The 18998-nt window shown below is 67.3% G+C and carries 16 protein-coding genes; 8 read left to right on the plus strand and 8 right to left on the minus strand.

All coding sequences use genetic code 11. The features are described 5' to 3' along the window. Nucleotides 1-182: 182 nt before the first annotated feature. Complete coding sequence (locus OXS31_RS20390; RefSeq protein WP_027600959.1) at nt 183-839, minus strand: TetR/AcrR family transcriptional regulator; 657 nt, start codon at nt 837-839, stop codon at nt 183-185. A 54-nt stretch (nt 840-893) separates the two neighbouring features. Continuing rightward, nucleotides 894-2795: a 3-dehydroshikimate dehydratase QuiC gene (gene quiC, locus OXS31_RS20395; protein WP_267401557.1), complete on the minus strand. Its 1902-nt coding sequence runs from the start codon at nt 2793-2795 to the stop codon at nt 894-896. A gap of 448 nt (nt 2796-3243) precedes the next feature. Here quiC and OXS31_RS20400 point away from each other — a divergent pair, with 448 nt between their 5' ends. From OXS31_RS20400 to OXS31_RS20420, 5 genes are all read left to right on the plus strand, one after another. Beyond that, a complete protein-coding gene (locus OXS31_RS20400; protein ID WP_144961609.1) occupies nt 3244-4641 on the plus strand; it encodes an MFS transporter in 1398 nt (465 codons plus the stop codon). 252 nt (nt 4642-4893) lie between these two features. Further along, complete coding sequence (locus OXS31_RS20405; protein WP_267401571.1) at nt 4894-6159, plus strand: OprD family porin; 1266 nt, start codon at nt 4894-4896, stop codon at nt 6157-6159. A gap of 114 nt (nt 6160-6273) precedes the next feature. After that, complete coding sequence (locus OXS31_RS20410; RefSeq protein ID WP_027600962.1) at nt 6274-7338, plus strand: PA0069 family radical SAM protein; 1065 nt, start codon at nt 6274-6276, stop codon at nt 7336-7338. Between the two features lie 232 nt (nt 7339-7570). Next, complete coding sequence (locus tag OXS31_RS20415; RefSeq protein ID WP_267401575.1) at nt 7571-9388, plus strand: S9 family peptidase; 1818 nt, start codon at nt 7571-7573, stop codon at nt 9386-9388. Nucleotides 9389-9474: 86 nt separating this feature from the next. Continuing rightward, the gene (locus tag OXS31_RS20420) at nt 9475-10212 is read left to right on the plus strand and encodes a DUF502 domain-containing protein (RefSeq protein ID WP_007160983.1); all 738 of its coding nucleotides are present in this window, start codon (nt 9475-9477) and stop codon (nt 10210-10212) included. Nucleotides 10213-10346: 134 nt separating this feature from the next. Here the strand turns inward: OXS31_RS20420 and OXS31_RS20425 are convergent, their stop codons facing one another. Beyond that, nucleotides 10347-11144 (minus strand): SDR family oxidoreductase, encoded by a 798-nt coding sequence (locus tag OXS31_RS20425; RefSeq protein ID WP_027600025.1) that lies wholly within the window; start codon nt 11142-11144, stop codon nt 10347-10349. 152 nt (nt 11145-11296) lie between these two features. Between OXS31_RS20425 and OXS31_RS20430 the strand changes: the two genes are divergently transcribed. Together OXS31_RS20430 and OXS31_RS20435 are read left to right on the plus strand one after the other, a co-directional pair. Then, on the plus strand, nt 11297-11740 hold the full coding sequence (locus tag OXS31_RS20430) for a DUF393 domain-containing protein (RefSeq protein WP_144956691.1): 444 nt from the start codon (nt 11297-11299) through the stop codon (nt 11738-11740). A gap of 129 nt (nt 11741-11869) precedes the next feature. Next, complete coding sequence (locus OXS31_RS20435; protein ID WP_074585064.1) at nt 11870-13135, plus strand: Hsp70 family protein; 1266 nt, start codon at nt 11870-11872, stop codon at nt 13133-13135. A gap of 37 nt (nt 13136-13172) precedes the next feature. Here the strand turns inward: OXS31_RS20435 and OXS31_RS20440 are convergent, their stop codons facing one another. The 4 genes from OXS31_RS20440 to OXS31_RS20455 form a co-directional block, all read right to left on the minus strand. Further along, nucleotides 13173-13751, minus strand: coding sequence for a DUF308 domain-containing protein (locus OXS31_RS20440; RefSeq protein ID WP_169854517.1), 579 nt, complete (start codon nt 13749-13751; stop codon nt 13173-13175). Between the two features lie 191 nt (nt 13752-13942). Further along, complete coding sequence (locus OXS31_RS20445; protein WP_169854516.1) at nt 13943-14773, minus strand: oxidoreductase; 831 nt, start codon at nt 14771-14773, stop codon at nt 13943-13945. Between the two features lie 31 nt (nt 14774-14804). Next, nucleotides 14805-16229 (minus strand): MFS transporter, encoded by a 1425-nt coding sequence (locus OXS31_RS20450; RefSeq protein ID WP_267401587.1) that lies wholly within the window; start codon nt 16227-16229, stop codon nt 14805-14807. A 169-nt stretch (nt 16230-16398) separates the two neighbouring features. Next, nucleotides 16399-17145: a glucose 1-dehydrogenase gene (locus tag OXS31_RS20455; RefSeq protein ID WP_169854515.1), complete on the minus strand. Its 747-nt coding sequence runs from the start codon at nt 17143-17145 to the stop codon at nt 16399-16401. A gap of 150 nt (nt 17146-17295) precedes the next feature. Between OXS31_RS20455 and OXS31_RS20460 the strand changes: the two genes are divergently transcribed. Then, nucleotides 17296-18153, plus strand: a complete 858-nt coding sequence (locus OXS31_RS20460) for a LysR family transcriptional regulator (RefSeq protein WP_027600971.1) — start codon at nt 17296-17298, stop codon at nt 18151-18153. A gap of 69 nt (nt 18154-18222) precedes the next feature. Here the strand turns inward: OXS31_RS20460 and bdcA are convergent, their stop codons facing one another. Then, on the minus strand, nt 18223-18936 hold the full coding sequence (gene bdcA / locus OXS31_RS20465; protein ID WP_077171485.1) for an SDR family oxidoreductase: 714 nt from the start codon (nt 18934-18936) through the stop codon (nt 18223-18225). Nucleotides 18937-18998 lie beyond the last annotated feature (62 nt).

The following is an 18998-nucleotide window of genomic DNA, read 5'->3' on the forward strand; positions in this document are numbered from 1 at the left end:
GAAGCCGTCTCAACCCAACCTAAGAGGCTTGCCCCTCTCTCAGAGAGAAGATTGCTCGGGCAGCCGCGTGGAAAACGCTGCGCGGTTTTCCACCCTACGAATCCATGCAGACAGCCAAAAGCCTCGGTCAGACGCCCCCTCTCCCCCTGGGAGAGGGCCGGGGTGAGGGTCGCCTGGAGGTCCTACGGCTGCAGGTAGCGCACCATGGCATCGCCGATCATGGTCTTGTGGCGGCGCAGCACCGCCGGTTCCTCCATGTCGATGTCGTGGATGCGGCCGAAGGTGTGGCGGTTGGAGACGCGGTAGAAGCAGAACGAGCACATCAGCAGGTGCACATCCACCGCGTCCAGCCCGTTGCGGATCTCGCCGCTGGCTTCGCCGCGGGCGAGGATGCGGCGCAGGGCTTCCAGCGCCGAGGAGTTGAGGCTGGAGATGGTCTCGGACTGGGCCAGATGGCGACCGCGATGGATGTTCTCGATGCTCACCACGCGGATGAAGTCGTCGTGGCTGCGGTGATGCTCGAAAAGGAATTCCGCCAGGGTACGGATCGCCTCCAGCGGCGGCAGGCGGTCCAGCGGCAATTCGGCCTCGTTGCCGCGCACGTCGCTGTAGAGCTTTTCCAGCACCGTCAGGTAGAGCTGCTCCTTGCTGCCGAAGTAGTAGTAGATCATCCGCTTGGAGGTATGGGTGCGCTCGGCGATGGCGTCCACCCGCGCGCCACTCAGGCCCAGGTCGGCGAACTCGGCCACGGCGGCGGCGAGGATGGCCTGGCGGGTCTTCTCGGGATTGTTCTTGCGCGGGGTACGCAGCGTGGGCGCGAGCGCCGGGGTGTCCTGCATCGGGCTGACTCTTGTCGGAGGAGAGGCGCGGGCACCCCGGGGTGCCCGCCTGGCTCAGAATTCCAGGGGCGCCGGGCGACCCTGGCGCGCCTGCAGCATGGCCGCCAGGCGGACCGGGCTGTTGGCGGCGCCGTAGCCACTGTAATCCTTGCGCTGCAGGATTTCGAAGAAGAAGCGGTCGGCGAAGGACTCGGTGTAGACGTGGAACAGCTCGCCGCCCTGGGCATCGCGGTCGTAGAGGACGTTGTAGTAGGCCAGCCGACTGAGGAAGTCGTCGTCGAAATCGAAGCGCGCCCCCAGGTCGTCGTAGTAGTTCATCGGGATCTCCAGCAGGGGCACCCCGGCGGCCTTGGCCTGCTCCACCGCCTGGAAGATGTCCTGGCAGGCGAAGGCGATGTGGTGCACCCCCGAGCCGCGATAGCTGGACAGCGCCCGGGCGATGGCGGTGTTGCGATTCTCCGAGATGTTGAGCGCCAGGCGCACGCTGCTCTCGCGATTCTTCAGGGCGCGACTCTTGACCAGGCCATAGGGGTCCGGGACCACCACCTCGTCGTCGGCGCTGAAATCGAACAGGCTCTTGTAGAACAGCACCCAGCTGTCCAGGGCATCGGCCGGCAGGGCGATGGCCACGTGGTCGACGTGGGTCAGGCCGAGGCCGCCGCTGGCGCCGGCGCTGACGTCGAAGTCGGTGTCATAGAGACTGCGGCCGTCGGCGCCACGATCGGCGAGATAAATCAGGCTGCCATCGGGCGCCCGCACCGCCGGGATCTCGCGCTCGTTGGGACCGACCAGGCCGCGATAGGGCTGCGCCCGGTACTGCTGGGCGCGCTCCAGGGCGGCCTGGCTGTCCGGCACGCGCAGGGCCATGGCGCACAGCGAGGGGCCGTGGGCCTCGAAGAAGTTGTGGCCGAAGGAATAGGGTTCGGCATTGAGCACCAGGTTGATCTCGCCCTGGCGCAGCAGGGTGACGTTCTTGGAGCGGTGCCGGCCGGCCCGGACGAAGCCCAGTTTGCCTAGCCAGCCCGCCAGGTCGGCGCCATGGCCGTCGTCCACGGCGAATTCGAGGAATTCGGTGCCCTCCAGGCGCGGCGCCTCGGGCGGGGCGAACAGCGGCGCAGCCACCGGGCTCTCTTCTCGCTGCAACCGCGCGGCGGTCTGCTCCTCCAGGTAGAGCAGGGATCTCAGGCCATCGGCGGCGGTGGCGCGGGTCTGGGCGGCGCGGAAGCCGTCATTGAAGATCTCCAGCGACAGCGGCCCCTGGTAGCCGGTCTGCAGGATGGGCGCGAGGAAACCGGCCAGGTCGAATTCGCCCTGCCCCGGGAAGCAGCGGAAATGCCGACTCCACTCCAGCACGTCCATCTGCAGCACGGGCGCATCGGCCATCTGCACGAAAAAGATCTTGTCCCCCGGGATCTGCGCGATGCCCGCCGGATCACCACCAATGGACAGGGTGTGGAAGCTGTCGAGCAGCACGCCGAGATTGGGATGATCGACCGCCTTCACCAGCCGCCAGACCTGCTGCCAGGTGTTGACGTGGCGCCCCCAGGCGAGGGCTTCGTAGCCGATGCGCAGGTCACGCGGGGCGGCGCGCTCGGCCAGCAGCTGCAGGTCGTCGGCGATCAGGCGCTCGTCGCCGAGGCTGTCGGCGGCGGTGTTGCTGCACACCAGGATGAGGTCGGTGCCCAGCTCCTGCATGAGGTCGAACTTGCGCTCGGCGCGGTCGAGATTGCGCTGCAGCCGCTCGCGGCGATTGCCCTCGAAGTCGCGGAACGGCTGGAACAGGGTGATCGCCAGCCCCAGGTCCTGGGCGCGCTGGCGAATCTCCCGCGGACTGGCACCGGAATACAGCAGGTCGTTCTCGAAGATCTCCACACCGTCGAAGCCCGCCGCGGCGATGGCCTCGAGCTTTTCGGTCAGGGTGCCGCTGATGGATACGGTCGCGATGGAACGCTGCATGCCGGTGCTCCTGTGTTGAACGGCCACTCCGCGGGCTGGGCCAGGGCGGGGTGACACGGATCTGTCGGGTCTGGTGCCGATTATTCGTGGCGCCCGGCGACCCAACAATGGATTATGTACGAACCGGTTAGTTTCTGTTCGCTGATCGAACAGTTGGGCTTCCGGCGAATTGACCAGTCCCGTTAGCGCCTCGCACTATGATCGTAGAGCCCAGCGCTCGTCGCTTCCGCCGCGTCGACCATAACAAGACAAACAAGAGTGTGCGTCCATGCCCCAGCTATCCACATTATCCTGCGTCCCCCGTCTCGTCTGCAGCCCCACCGCGCGCAGTCGGCGACGGCCAGGCTAGGTCCTCCCGTCCTTTCCATCTTCGGCTCCCGCGACCCGAGCGAGTTCGTGCGCGGCGCTGAAACCCTCCTGGCCTGACAATAAAATTCCGGAGACAACCATGGCCAATACCGCCTCCCCCACCCCCGGCTCCCAAGCCAAGAAAGCCACTGCCAGCGGCTGGATCGGCTCGGCGCTGGAATACTACGACTTCTTCATCTACGCCCAGGCGGCGGCGCTGATCTTCCCGCAGATCTTCTTCCCCTCCAGCGATCCCAAGATGGCCATCGTCGCCTCCCTCGCCACCTATGGCGTGGGCTATCTGGCCCGTCCGGTCGGTGCCTTCGTGCTCGGTCACTGGGGCGATACCCGCGGTCGCAAGAACGTCCTGCTGCTGTGCATGTTCCTCATGGGCATCGCCACCATGGCCGTGGGCCTGCTGCCCACCTACCACCAGATCGGTATCCTCGCGCCCATCCTGCTGGTGGTGCTGCGCCTGATCCAGGGGTTCGCCGTGGCCGGCGAGATCTCCGGGGCCAGCTCCATGGTGCTCGAACACGCCCCCTTCGGCCGGCGTGGCTACTATGCGAGCTTTACCCTGCAGGGCGTCCAGGCCGGCCAGGTGATGGCCGCGGCGATCTTCCTGCCGCTGGCCTACTTCATGCCCGCCGACGCCTTCAACAGCTGGGGCTGGCGCATCCCCTTCCTGCTCAGCGCCTTCGTCCTGCTGGCCGGCTTCATCATCCGTCGCGAGGTCCATGAGACGCCCGCCTTCGTCAAGGAAGAAGCCAAGACCGAGACCGCCAGCGTGGCCCGGCGCTCGCCCATCGGCGAAGCCCTGAGCACCAGCTGGAAGGCCATGATCCTGGTCGCGCTGATGGCGCTGATGAACGTCATCCCGGTGGTGGCCACCATCTTTGGCGCCGCCTATGCGGTGCAGCCGGCCTACGGCATCGGCTTCGACAAGAGCGTCTACCTGTGGATACCGGTGGTGGGCAACATCGTCGCCGTGCTGGTGATCCCCTTCGTCGGCAACCTCTCCGATCGCATCGGCCGCCGGCCGACCATGATCGGCGGCGCCCTGGGTTCGGGTCTGCTGGCCTTCGGTTACCTCTATGCCATCAGCATCCACAACCTGCCGCTGGCCTTCATCATGTCGCTGCTGATGTGGGGCGTGGTCTACCAGGGCTACAACGCGGTCTTCCCGAGCTTCTACCCGGAGCAGTTCCAGACCCGCTACCGCGTCTCGGCCATGGCCATCGCCCAGAACATCGGCACCATGCTCACCGCCATGCTGCCGGCGCTGTTCACCCTGGTCGCCCCGCCTGGCACCGAGAACATCTGGCTGGTGGTCGGCGGCCTGGCCTTCGGCGTGACCTGCCTGTCGGCCCTGGCGGCCTACCTGTCGCCGGAGACCTACCGGGTGCCCATGAGCGACCTGGGCAAGCCAGGCGCCCTGCAGATGGACAAGCACTCCTACGACACGGCCCGCCAGGACAGCCTCAAGGCCAGCGTCTGACCCCTCGCGAGCCCTCGCCTGGCGAGGGCTCCGCCCTGCTACCTTGGTAGCCTTGCCGCAAGACATACGTTGTCATATAACTACCCAGCCGAACGCCTCGGTCGCTGCTTTCCGATAATTCAAATAAGAAAGGAATCCCCCATGTCGCCTGCACCCTCCTAGCCGTCCCTCGCCTCACCGCCCGACCCGCCCTCGTCAGATGCCGCCCCCGCGCCGGCAGGGCACCCCTTACCTACAAGAACAAGGAACACCATGAGCACTCGACTCGCTTCCGGCCGGCTCGCCCGTGCCTGCGCCGCCTTCGCCGCCCTCGCCAGCACCACGCCGCTGTGGGCCGCGGACGGCTTCATCGAAGGCACCAAGGCCAATCTCAACCTGCGCAACTTCTACTTCAATCGCAACTTCGTCGATCCGGCGTACACCGCGCAGAACAAGGCCGAGGAATGGACCCAGAGCTTCATCTTCGGCCTGACCTCCGGCTACACCCAGGGGCCGGTGGGCTTCGGCGTCGACGCCCTCGGCCTCTACTCGATCAAGCTCGACGGCGGTGCCGGCACCTATGGCACCCAGCTGCTGCCGACCCATGCCGGCAACGAGCCGGCCAAGGATTTCGGGCGCCTGGCGGTGGCCGCCAAGGCCAAGGTCTCCAAGACCGATATCAAGGTCGGCGAGTGGTTCGCCGTGCTGCCGATCCTCAGGTCCGACGACGGCCGCTCGCTGCCGCAGACCTTCCAGGGCGCGCAGATCCACTCCACCGAGATCCAGAACCTGGAACTCTGGGGCGGCCAGATGCGGCAGAACAGTCCGCGCAACGACGCCAGCATGGAAGACATGTTCATGCAGGGCCGCGCCAATGCCACCTCCGACCGCTTCAACTTCGTCGGTGGCGAATACAGGTTCAACGAGAAGCGTACCCAGATCGGCCTCTGGTACGCCCAGCTCGAAGACATCTACCACCAGAAGTTCATCAACCTGATCCACTACCAGCCGCTGGGCAGCTGGACCCTGGGCGCCAACCTCGGCTACTTCATCGGCGACGACGACGGTTCGGCCCGCGCCGGTGCCCTGGACAACCGCACCGCCTATGCGCTGCTCTCGGCCAAGCAAGGCGGCGGCACCTTCTATGTCGGCCTGCAGCGCGTCAGTGGCGACAGCGCCTGGATGAGGGTCAACGGCACCAGCGGCGGCACCCTGGCCAACGACAGCTACAACTCCAGCTACGACAATGCCCGGGAACGCTCCTGGCAGGTGCGCTACGACCACAACTTCGCCGCCTTCGGCGTGCCGGGCCTGACCCTGATGAATCGCTACTTGAGTGGCGACAACGTGCACACCGGCAATATCACCGACGGCAAGGAATGGGGTCGGGAATCCGAGGTGCAATACGAGGTGCAGAGCGGCCCGCTGAAGAAACTGCTGATCCGCTGGCGCAACTCCAGCATGAGACGCGACTACAGCGCCAGCGGCTCCTTCGACGAGAACCGCATCATCCTCAACTACCCGATCTCGGTGCTGTAGGGCGCCGGTTCGCGGCTGGGCGGGTGGCCGTTCCGCCCGCCCAGCCGACCGCTGTCGCTTGCCCGGATCGCCCAGGCCTTATACTGTACAAAGATACAGCCAAGAGGCCTCGACATGACCCAGCCCCAGCGCCCGCCACGGGGTCGTGGCACCGCCAGCAATCCGCACAATCGCTTTGCCGCGACCCGCAGCGAGGCCGAGCACGATGGCTGGTACGAGGAAGCCACCCCACTGACCTTCACCACCGCCGTCCGCCAGGAAACGGCCAAGACGGTGATCAGCCGCAACCAGTCGCCGGACGTCGGCTTCGATCGCTCGGTGAATCCCTATCGCGGCTGCGAGCATGGCTGCATCTATTGCTTCGCCCGCCCCTCCCACGCCTACTGGGACCTCTCGCCCGGCATCGATTTCGAGACCCAGCTGATCGCCAAGACCAATCTGGCGGAGCGGCTGGAGGCGGAGCTGAGCAAGCCGGGCTACCAGCCGCAACCCATCGCCCTGGGCATCAACACCGATGGCTACCAGCCCATCGAGCGGCAATACCAGCTGACGCGTCAGGCGCTGGAGATCCTGCTGCGCTATCGCCATCCGGTGACCCTCATCACCAAGAGCGCACTGATCCTGCGCGACCTGGATCTGCTGGTGCAGCTGGCCGAGCGCAACCTGGTGCGGGTGGCCTTCAGCCTCACCACGCTGGATGATGACCTCAAGCGCATCCTCGAACCCCGCACCGCTGCGCCCCAGGCCCGGCTGCGCGCCATGCGCACCCTGCACGAGCACGGGGTGCCGGTGAGCGCCCTGCTGGCGCCGATGATTCCCATGATCAACGACCATGAACTGGAAGCCCTGCTGGAGGCGGCCCGCGACCACGGCGCCCGCTCGGCCGGCTATACGCTGTTGCGACTGCCGCTGGAGATCGTCGAGCTGTTCGAGGAATGGCTGCAGACGCACTTCCCCGAGCGTGCCGCCCATGTGATGAGCCTGATCCGGCAGTCGCGCGGCGGGAAGAATTACGACAGTCGCTTCGGCATCCGCATGAAGGGCGAAGGCCAGTTCGCCGAGCTGCTGGCCCAGCGCTTTCGCCTGGCACGCCGCCGCTTCGGCCTGGAGCGTCGCGAGGGCGAAGGCCTGGACTGCAGCCAGTTCGCCCCGCCGGGAGAGCAGCTGGGGTTGTTTTAGCACGGGCGTCGAACGGGCTTGCCCCTCACCCCAACCCTCTCCCAAAGGGAGAGGGGGAAAAGCGCCGCAGCCCCTCACCCCAGCCCTCTCCCAAGGGGAGAGGGGGAAAAGCAGCGGCGCGCGCCTCGTAGGTTGGGTTGAGCGCAGCGAAGCCCAACGGCGTGGCCTCCCTCACCCAGCCCTCGCCATCCAGCTGCTAGGCTAAACGGCTGTGCCTATCTCTGGAGTCGCCATGACCGCCCCTACCCCGCTCACGCCGGCCCAGGCCGTTGCCGCCGGAATCGACTTCGCCGAGCTCAAGGTCGATGCCAGCGGCCTCTACTGGAGCCAGTACGATCCCACCGATGGCGCCACCCGCCTCTGGGTCCGCGAGGCCGGCGCCGCGCCGCGCTGCCTCACGCCGGCGGGGTTCAGCCTGCGCAGCAAGGTCTACGAATACGGCGGCGGCGCCCTCTGCCTGGGCGATCAGGGACCGCTGTTCGTCAATGAAGCCGACCAGGCGGTCTATCGCCAGCCGCGTGACGGCGGCGCGCCCGAATGGCTGGCCGGAGGCGAGGCCTGGCGCTACGGCGATCTGCACTGGGATGGTGTCCGGCAGCAGGTGCTGGCGGTCGAGGAGGATCGCCGCGAGCAGCCGCCGCGCCATCGCCTGGTCGCCTTGAGTGCCGGTGGCGCACGCCAGGTGCTGGCCGAGGGTGCGGATTTCTATGCCGCACCGCGCACCAGCGCCGACGGGAGCCGCCTGGCCTGGATCGAGTGGGACAGGCCCCACCAGCCCTGGACCCGCACCCGGCTGCTGACGGCGACGCTGGACGCCGAGGGATGTCCCGGTGCGCCCACCGTGGTGTCGGCCGATCCCGAGGAGTCGCTGCAACAGCCGCTGTTCGATAGCGAGCAGCGGCTCTGGGCGCTGAGCGATCGCCAGGGCTGGTGGCAGCCCTGGTGCGAGTCCGCGGCGGGCTTCGCGCCCCAGGAGGCGCCTGCGGCGGATCATGCCGCCGCGCCCTGGCAACTGGGCGGCGCCAGCTGGTTGCCGACGGCGGAAGGCTGGCTGGCGACCTGGCAGGAAGACGGCTTCGGCGTGCTCGGCGAGCGCCGGGCAGCGGGCGAGACCCGCCGCCTGGCCGCGGACTTCAGCCGTTTCCGGGGCCTGGCCCTGGACGACAGCCATTGCTACTGCATCGCCGCGGCGCCCACGCGCCCCTCGGCGGTGCTGGCCATCGATCGCCGGAGCGGCGCGGTGGAGATCGTCACCGGCGGCGTCGCGCCCCTGGGCGACAGCGCCATCGTCGCCCCCCAGCCGCTGAGCTATCCCAGTGGCGACGGCCAGGCCCAGGGCTTTCTCTATCTGCCGGAGCGGCACGGCGAGGGTCCGCCGCCGCTGCTGGTCAGCATCCACGGCGGTCCCACCTCCTGCACCTATCCGGTGTTCGATGCGCGCATCCAGTTCTGGGTGCGCCAGGGCTTCGCCGTGGCCGATCTCAACTATCGCGGCAGCAGCGGCCATGGCCGGGCCTACCGCCAGGCGCTGCACCTGCGCTGGGGCGTGGTGGACGTCGAGGACGCCTGCGCGGTGGTCGACCACTTGGGCGCCCAGGGCCTGGTGGATCCGACGCGAGCCTTTATCCGTGGCGGCAGCGCCGGCGGCTACACGGTGCTCTGCGCCCTGGCCTTCCACGACGTCTTTCGCGCCGGCGCCAGCCTCTATGGCGTCAGCGATCCCCTGGCGCTGGCCAAGGTCACCCACAAGTTCGAGGCCGACTACCTGGACTGGCTGATCGGCGATCCCGAGGCCGATCGCGCGCGCTACGAGGCACGGACGCCGCTGCTGCATGCCGAGGGCATCCAGGCACCGGTGATCTTTCTGCAGGGCCTCAAGGACGCCGTGGTGGTCCCCGCCCAGACCGACGCCATGGCCGCGGCCCTTGAGGTGCGTGGCATACCGGTGGTGGTCAGGCGCTATCCCGACGAAGGCCATGGCTTTCGCCGAGCGGCCAACCAGGCGGATGCCCTGGAACAGGAAGCCGCCTTCTATCGCCGCTGGCTATAACGGCGGCGCACTGAGAAAGTCGGTCCAGGCCGACGCTGAGCGCGCCTGGCCCGTATAGAATGGCGCTTTAGCCGTCGAGTTCTTGCATGCCCTTCGTTCGCCGCGGTATCGAAAGCATCGTCTCCACCTGGCTGGCCGGCCTGCTGCTGCTCCTGCCACTGGTGCTGACCCTGGCGCTGATCGGCTGGATCGTCAGTTTCCTCAATGGCCTGATCGGCCCCAACACCACCCTGGGCCGGTTGTTCGTGGCGGTCGGTCATCCCTTCGTCGGCAATTCCATGGCGGCCTATGGCCTCGGCACCCTGCTGCTGCTGGTGCTGCTCTATCCGCTGGGGCTGGCGGTCAAGCTGGGCCTGCGTCGGCCGCTTGGCTGGTTCGCCGACATGACCTTTCGCCGCATTCCGGTGGTGGGCAAGCTGTATGGCCTGGCCGAGCGCTTCGTCGAGTTGCTCGATCGCAAGGAAGGCGGGGCGGACATCCGCGCCATGAGTCCGGTGTGGTGCTTCTTCGGGGGTCAGGGCGTGGCGGTGCTGGCACTGCTGCCCAATCCGGCGGTGATCGACATCGAGGGTCGTCACTATCACGCCGTGCTGGTGCCTTCGGCGCCGGTCCCCGTGGGGGGCGGCCTGCTCTATGTCCCGGTGGACTGGGTGAAGCCGGCGGACATGGGCATCGACATGTTCACCAGCATCTATGTCTCCATGGGCATCACCCTGCCGCCAGTGGTCAAGGATCGCCAGGTGGAATTCATTCCCCTGGAAGAAGCCGTGCGCCGCCAGCAGGAAAACGGGACGGCCGAGGAGCCGCCCCGCCAGCCTCGATAAGGATTTGCTAAAAGGTCGCCGAGCGAAGGTCAGGCAAGGCAAAAACCAGCGAGGAAGCGGAGTTTACAAATAGTAAATGAGCATTCCGAGCTGGTTTTTAACGCAGCATCACCGAGCGCAGGCACTTTTTAACCTTAGTTCTGCACCGCCTGGACCGAGCCCCCATCCACGCGCAGGTTGCTGCCATTGATGAAGGAAGCACGCTCGGACACCAGCAGGGCGATGGCCGCGGCCACCTCTTCCACCTTGCCGCGGCGCTTCTGCACGATGCCGGGCCGTTCTTCGTCGAGAAAGCTTTCGATGGCTTCTTCGAAGGAGACGCCCTTTTCCTCGGCGCGCTTTTCCATCATGCCGTCGGTCATGCCGGTCTCAATGAAGGCGGGGGACACGGTGTTGCACAGCACGCCGTGGGCCGCTTCCTTGTACGACAGGTTCTTGATGAAGGCGGCCAGGGCCGCCTTGGCCACGTTGTAGACGGCCTCTTCCCAATAGGGCTGGACGGCGTTTTCCGAGGTGATGCAGACGAAGCGACCCCAGCCGCGCTTGCGCATGCGCGGAATGGCGGCGCGACCGACGCGCACGGCGGAAAAGAAGTCGGTGGCCCAGGCTTCCTCGTAGTCGGCATCGGCTAGTTCCAGGGGATCGCCCTTGGCGCCGGTGACGCCGGCGGTGTGCACCACGATGTCGATCTGGCCGAAACGGGATTCACCCTGTTCCACCAGCCGGTCCACCGCGGCCTGGTCGGTCATGTCGGCGGCGATCAGCAGCGTATCGCCCGGCAGGCCCTTGGCCGCCTCTTCCAGCTTGCCCTGCTCCAGGTCGGAGAGCACCAGCTTGACGCCCTCCTCGGCCAGCAGCTTCGCCGTGGCCAGACCCATGCCACCGCTGGCACCCGTGATGAGGGCGACGCGCCCCTTGATTCCCAGATCCATACCGACCTCGCTCGCAGATTTTTTCAATGCCGTGATCCGGCGTCTCTGATTCCGACTCGCCACGAGGCGCCGTTGCGCTTACCGTTCGGCGGAAAGCGCAACGGCAGCCCCGTCTGCCGGTCCAGATAGGCAAGACCCCTGGGAAGTTCACGATGCACGCACCCCGCCTGCCCCTGACCCTCTTTCACGACGGCGCCTGCCCGCTGTGCGCCCGCGAGATCGCCTGGCTGCGGCGCCATGCCGACCCCGGCCAACTGCAGCTGGTGGACCTGGCCGCGCCGGACTACCCGACCCAGGCGCCGGTCGATGCGCCACCGCGCCAGGCCATGCTCGATCTGCTGCACGCCCGGGATGCCGACGGCCGCTGGTTCAAGGGTCTGGACGCCACCTACTGGAGCTGGCGCACCGCCGGCCTCGGCCACTGGGCGCGACCGCTGGCCTGGCGGCCATTGCGGCCCCTGCTGGAACTGGGCTATCGCCTGTTCCTCAAGCTGCGCCCGGGTCTGACCTGGCTGCCCCATCCCGAGGGCAGTCGGCGGTGCCAGGATGACGTCTGCACCCTGGACGAGCCGCGCGACCGCTCGCGCCGGGGCTGACGCCGCCACTCGCTCGCACCCGCTTCGGTCCCGCAGACGCGCGGGCCCACCCTGCTGGCATCCGGCCAGGGTTCGCCTGCAGGCGCGTCTCGGCTAAACTGCGCGGCTGCTCGCGTTACGGATCCTGACATGTCTGCTGCTCTACCCGCCCGCGCCCTGGGCCTCGACTTCGGTACCTCCAACTCCACCGCCGGCTGGTTCAGGCCCTCGGGCGAGGTCCTGCTGCCCCTCGAAGAGGGCAAGGCCACCCTGCCCTCGGTGATCTTCTTCAACGCCGAGGAGCGCCGTCCGGCCTATGGCCGCCAGGCGCTGCACGAATACCTGGAAGGCTACGAGGGGCGTCTGCTGCGCTCGCTCAAGAGTCTGCTCGGCTCCAACCTGCTCAAGGGCGAGACCAGCATCCTCGGCAGTGCCCTGCCCTTCACCGAGGTGCTCGGCCTGTTTCTCGGCACACTCAAGCAGCGCGCCGAACAGCAGGCCGATCGCCCCTTCGACGCCGTGGTGATGGGCCGTCCGGTGCACTTCGTCGATGACGATCCGGTCGCCGACCAGGAAGCCGAGGACACCCTGGCCGCCGTGGCGCGCCAGGTGGGCTTCAGCGACATCTCCTTCCAGTTCGAACCCCTCGCCGCCGCCTTCGACTACGAGCGCAGCATCGAACGCGAGGAACTGGTGCTGATCGTCGACATCGGCGGCGGTACCTCGGACTTCTCCCTGGTGCGCCTGGCACCGGAGCGCCGTGCCCTGGCCGATCGCGCCGGCGACATCCTCGCCACCGGCGGCGTGCACGTCGGCGGTACCGACTTCGACCGCCAGCTGAGTCTGGAAGGGGTCATGCCGCTGCTGGGCTACGGCAGCGCCATGAAGAGCGGCGCCACCATGCCCACCAGCCACTACATCAACCTGGCGACCTGGCACACCATCAACGCCGTCTACGCCAAGAAGAGCGTGCTGGCCCTGCGCGACATGAGATACGACGCCCAGGACACCCGCTGCATGGATCGCCTGTTCAAGCTGATCGAACAGCGCGCCGGCCACTGGCTGGCGATCCAGGTGGAAGACGCCAAGATCGCCCTGACCGACGACTGGCGCCGCACCCTGCGCCTGGATCGCATCGAGACCGGCCTGGCCGCGGATCTGGAACGGCCGCTGTTCGACGCCGCCATCGCCCTGCAACTGGAACGCCTGAGCCGTGGCGTGGACGACCTGCTGGCCCGCGCCGACCTGGATCCGGCGCGGGTCGACAGCCTGTTCTTCACCGGCGGCTCCAGCGGCATCCCGGCGCTGCGCCAGGCCCTCGCCAGGCGCTTCCCCGGCGCCCGCCTGGTGGACGGCGATCGCTTCGGCAACATCGGCAACGGCCTGGCCATCGAGGCGTTCAAGCGCTACGGCTGAGTCCTTCGATACTGTTGGGGCCGGCGTCGACTCCGCATCAGGCTCGCTTGCCGGACGCGCTCCGCCGCGATCTCGCTACCGCGAGCCAAGCCGCCGAGACCCCGAAGTAGCAGGCACCGAAGGCCACATAAGGCGTCACGCTGGAAACATCCAGCGGGACACCGTCAGCTGCCTGCTTCACAAAGAATCCACCCGCCAGGGCGGATTGAGCGCCACTCAGGATCATCGCCCACTGACCAGCGGACGTCCGCCAGCGTCGTACCGCCACCGCCAGCTGGAAAAGCCCAGCGGCCATGGCCCAGACCCCGAACACCCCGATCGCGGCGCCCACGCCAGACGTCAGTGCCAGCCCTATCGCCACCGCGACGCCCAGACTGACGACGGCGTTGAGCCGCTGCCCAGCGTTGTGCCGCAGTCCGCCGCTCTGGCGGGCATCGAGGACGTTCGCCAGGGCATCCCACGCAGGGTAGAGGACGAGCAGGAGCGGCCCCGCCCAAGCCGTCGCGTGGCCAAGGGCGAGGGCCAGCGCGATCCACAGCAGCGCAACCGCCGCCCTGAGCAAATAGTAGCGTTGCAGCCAGGGGCTGCCGGTCGAAGCGCCTAAGGCATGACTCATGGAGTACTCCAGCGGTGTTCATCCAGGGAACGGCAAAAAGGCTTGCCGAGAAAAGCAGCCACTCACCGGGCGAAACGGCCCCGGCCCCCGGCGATGAGCATGCCGCCCAGGCGGGTCGGGCAACGGGGGGATCGAGATGATCCGCGCGGTGCGTGGAAGGGTCGGGGGCCACGCAGCCCCGCCTGGATCTATCAGTCGAAGTCGGTAGGCAGGGCGATGTCGCGCCAGGTCGCCATATCAGCGTGCAGCGCCTGCGACTTGCGCTCCGCGATGTCGTAGGCGACCGGTCCGAGCGGCAGATGCAAGGGTGGCTCGGTCGCCATGACGGCCTGCACTATCACCGTGGCAGCCTTGCGCGGATCGCCGGCCTGTTTGCCATCGTTGCTGTCCCGGTAGGCACGTCGTCGCCCCGCCGTGTCGGCATAGGCCGGGATCACCCGGTTCGCCATGGCGATGGAGCGCCCGAGAAAATCGGTGCGAAACGGCCCGGGCTCGACGATGGTCACGCGGATTCCGAAGGGTTCCACTTCCTTGGCCAGCGACTCGGAAAATCCCTCGACAGCAAATTTGCTCGCGCTGTAGTAGCCGGAACCCGGTCCTCCCGAGAGCCCTGCCCCGGATGAGAGGTTGACGATGCGGCCGCCGCCGCGTCGCCGCAGGGCAGGCAATGCCAGGCGGGTCGTTTCGATCAGACCGAATACATTCACCTCGAATACCGGCCGGTATTCGCTGGGCTCGGCCTCCTCCACGGCACCGATGAAGCCTATCCCGGCGTTGTTGACCAAGACATCGAGACCGCCGAATTCCCGCTCGGCATAGGCAATCGCGGCAGCCACCGAGGCGGGCTTGGTGACGTCCAGCTGCACGGCCCTCAGGTTCTCCGGGAATTGCCGAACCAGGGGTTGCAACAGGGCGGGATCGCGAGCCGTTGCGACGACTCTGTCGCCACGCGCGGCGGCCATGGCCGCAATATGGCCGCCAAGACCGCTTGAGCAACCGGTAATAAGCCAGGTCTTTCTCATGCTGTTCTCCTCGCGCGGTGAAAGGCGCTGTTCAGTCTGCATCGCAGGCCCCTCGCGTGGCGGTCGCCGGAGCGCTCGGCCAGCTCAAAACGGCCGCTCGCGCCAAGGCCCCGCCCATCGTCAGGGCGGCAGCGGAAAAGGCGACCTGCACCGCTCTTCCGCCAGCACCATCGGGGGCGAGGGCGAAAAACAGGCCGCCGATGAGCGCCACCGCCAGGGCGGCGCTGATCTGCAGGGTGGCATTCGTCAAGCCGGCGGCGAGTCCGGCCAGGCTCGGTGCCACCTGGTCCGCGTTCACCCTCACCAGGGCCGGAAGCGCTATGCCCTGCCCCAGGCCGATCAACAGCAGCGGCACCGGCAGCCAGGAGGGCAGGCCTGCCAGCGCGGCCGCCAACAGCAGGCCCATGACCTCCAGGGCCATGCCGGAGGCGGCGGTGCGTGCCCCCAGCCGCTGGGCAAGATGCGGACTGCAGAGGGGCCCGAGGAGGAAGCCGATCCCCAGCGGCAGGATCGCCCACCCCGCGGCCAGGGCTCCATGCCCCAGACCGGCCTGCTGGTAGACGGCGAAAACGAGAAAGAAAGGCGCCAGGGCATAGAACAGGAAGGTCGCCAGGAGGCTGCGTCTCAGCCGGGGGGCGGCAAGCAGGGAAGGCAGCACCAGGGGCGTCTCGCCGGCCGCCTCCTTGCGTTGTTCGTAGCGCCAGAAGGTGATCAGCAATCCGCCACTGACGACGAGCAGGGGGAGCGACCACCAGGGCCAGTGCAGGCGTGGCCCCTCGACCAGGGGCACCACCAGCGCCAACAGCCCCGCCGCGAGCAGGCCGGCACCCATGACATCCAGCCGGCCCGGTTGCGGGGCCCGGCTCTCGCGCAGCGCGACCAGCGCGGCCGGCAGGGCGCAGAGAATGACGGGAAGATTGATGAGGAAGATGCTGCGCCAGCCCAGTCCGAAGGGATTGGCCTCGATCAGCACCCCGCTCAGGACCTGGCCCAGCACAGCGGCGAGTCCGAAGGTCGCGCCGTACAGGCCGAGCGCCCGATTCTTCTCTTCTGCCGGAAAGGTCGCATGGATCAGGGCCATGGACTGCGGCGCCATGATGGCCGCCGCCACCCCCTGCAGCAGCCGCCCAGCGATCAGCACAGCTGGCGTTGGCGCGAACCCGCATAGCGCGGAGGCGAAACCGAAGCCGAGCATGCCGCCCAGATAGACACGCTTGCGGCCGAACATGTCACCCAGGCGACCGCCCAGGATCAGGGTGACCGCATAGGCCGTCGCATAGACGGATACCACCAGCTGGGCCAGATCCGACGAGGTAGCGAAGTCGCGACGGATCACCGGCAGCGCCACATTGACGATGAAGAAGTCGAGCGGTGGCAGTAGCGTACCCACCAGCAGCACGCCCAGCGCGAACCAGCGACGGCTATCGGGCTGGGCCATGGGAAGGGATGAGCTCATGACTTTTACCTTTAATCGGGCTGCATCCTGATCCGCGCGCGCGTTGCCGGCGCGCGGCGGGTTGATGCAGCGATTTCTCGAAAAGCGCGGCCACAGCTGGCAGGAGCGTGCCCGCGAGCGGTTGGCAAGCGGCCGACCGCTGTCGGCGCGGCAAGGGCCACCGCCTGGTCTAGCGCATGCCGCCGGAGCCGAAGAGAGTTTCGCCGGTCACCCAGCGGGCATCGTCGGACGCCAGGAAGGCGACGATGGGGGCGATATCCCCTACCTGGCCGATACGGCCGAGTGGGGTGCGGGCCTCGTTCCAGGCCTGGAATTCCGCGCCGAGGGCGCCGGCGGCCTGGGTGCCCTCGGTGTCGATGAGGCCAGGATTGACGGCATTCACGCGGATACCACGAGGGCCCAGCTCGCGGGCGAGCACACCCGTGATCGCATCGAGCGCACCCTTGGTGCCGCTGTAGACGGCGCTTTCCGCCGGCAGGACGCTGGTGACATTCGAGCTGACGTTGATGATGCTGCTGCCGGCGCCCAGGTAGGGGCTGGCGGCGCTTATCAGCTGCAAGGGCCCGAGCACATTGATGTCGAATTGCAGCCGATACAGGTCTGCCGTGGTGTCCTCGATCCTGGCGAATCGATAGACGCCGGCATTGTTCACCAGGATATCCAGGCGCCCGAAGTGTTCGCGGGCCGCCTCTACCAAGGCCTCCATATCGGCCCGCTGGCGGACGTCGGCGCGTAGCGCGATGGCCGTACCCCCTGCGGTCTCGATGTCCGCCAGGATGGCATCCGCCCCGTCCTTGCCGGACGCATAGCTGATGACGACCTTGGCGCCGTCCGCCGCCAGTCGCCGGGCAATACCCGCACCGATGCCTTTGGAGGCACCCGTTACAATCGCAACCCTATCTAGCAATCTGCTCATATCTGCTCACCTGCACAGCGCCAGTTCGTACATGCCTGGCTGAAGCCAACGGATCTACGTCGATGTGAGCTGTTATGGTCATCCCTACGATATTGTTTGGGGACTGCCTTTCCTGCATATTGAATGTTCATTTTTGTACGCAGGTACGCCATGGAATGGAGCGATGTACGGATCTTTCTGGCAGTCGCCCGGGGCGGTTCCTATGGCTCGGCCGCGCGAGCCTTGGGAATCAGCCACCCAACGGTAGGTCGACGGATCAAAACGCTCGAGGATGAAGCCGGACAGGCGCTGCTACGGCGCACCCGCGAGGGCCTGATCCTGACGAATTCGGGAGATGCCGTATTCGCCCTGGCCGAGTCCATGGAAGCCTCGGCCCTGGCGATGGAGCGGCGCCTGGCAGGTAATCACCAGCGCCTGGAGGGAATCCTGCGCATCTCTTCGGCGGACTGGTTCGCCGGCTATGTGCTGGCGCCGGTCCTGGCCGACCTGACCCGGCGGCACCCTGCCGTGGTACCCGAGGTCATTGCCAGTTATCGACTGCTGGATCTCTCCCGACGCGATGCGGACGTGGCCTTTCGCCTGGTGCCCTTCAGCGAACCGGATATCGTGCAGCGCCGTTTCCTGAGGATGCCCTACGGCCTCTATGGCTCCGCAGAGACGGCGCTAGCGGTGCAGGAGGATACGGCTGCGGTCGGGCTGATCCTCATGAACAGCGCGCAATCGCATTTTCCCGATGTCGCCTGGCTGCTCGAGCGGCTACCGGACTCGCCACGGGCCTTCACCAGTACCAGTCGAACCGTTCAGGCGCAGATGTGCCGGCGTGGCCTGGGGGTGGCCGTCCTGCCCCGCCCGCTCGGCGATGCGACCGCCGGACTGCAGCTCATCGAGCGCTTCGGCAGTCCTCCATCACGGGATATCTGGGTGGGCTATCACCAGGACCTGCGCCACATGGACAGGCTGCGGGCGTTGCTGGATATCGCCGAGGAGCTATTGGGACCGGCGCACTAGGCTGGCCTGCCGGATAGCCGGCCGTCGCCCCTATCGCCTGGGCCCTGGACGATAGGGGTACGCACTCGATCAGGCGCCGAAGGCGCCGTCGATGGTGTGCATGGCGCCGGTGACGAAGCCGGCCTCGGGGCCGGCCAGCCAGGCGACCATGCCGGCCACCTCGTCGGCGCTGCCGTGGCGCTTGATCGCCAGGAAGCTGTGCATCAGCTCCTTCATGGGGCCATCGGCCGGATTCATCTCGGTATCGATGGGACCCGGCTGCACCACGTTGACGGTGATGCCGCGCGGCCCGAAGTCCCGCGCCAGACCGCGGGCGAGACCCTGCAGGGCCGACTTGCTCATGGCATAGGCGGCCAGGCCGGGCAGTGGCATGCGATCGCCATTCACCGAGCCGATGACGAGGATCCGCCCACCCGCCGGCATCTGCCGCGCGGCTTCCACGGCCGCGTGATAGGGCGCCTGCACATTGATGCTGAACAGGCGATCGACGGCGTCCGGGTCCTGTTCCAGGGCATCGCCGAACAGCGCCACGCCGGAATTCACCACCAGCACGTCCAGCGGACCACAGGCGCGCACCCGGGCGATCACCGCGTCGCGGTCGGCGCTGTCGGTCAGCTCGGCGGTGCTACCGGTTTCCGCCGCCAGGGCCTGGGCGGCGTCCCTGGAACTGGCATAGGTGAAGGTCACCCGGGCGCCATCGGTGGCGAAGCGCCGCACGATGGCCGCGCCTATGCCGCGACTGCCGCCCAGCACCAAGACCTTTTTGCCTGCGAAATTGCTCATGAGTCAGCCTCCTGATTAATGTAGTGAGTGCTACAATAATCTTCTCCCGTCCGCTGTCAAAG

It is taken from the genome of Pseudomonas sp. GM_Psu_1 (assembly GCF_026544185.1).
Classification (GTDB): domain Bacteria; phylum Pseudomonadota; class Gammaproteobacteria; order Pseudomonadales; family Pseudomonadaceae; genus Chryseomonas; species Chryseomonas oryzihabitans.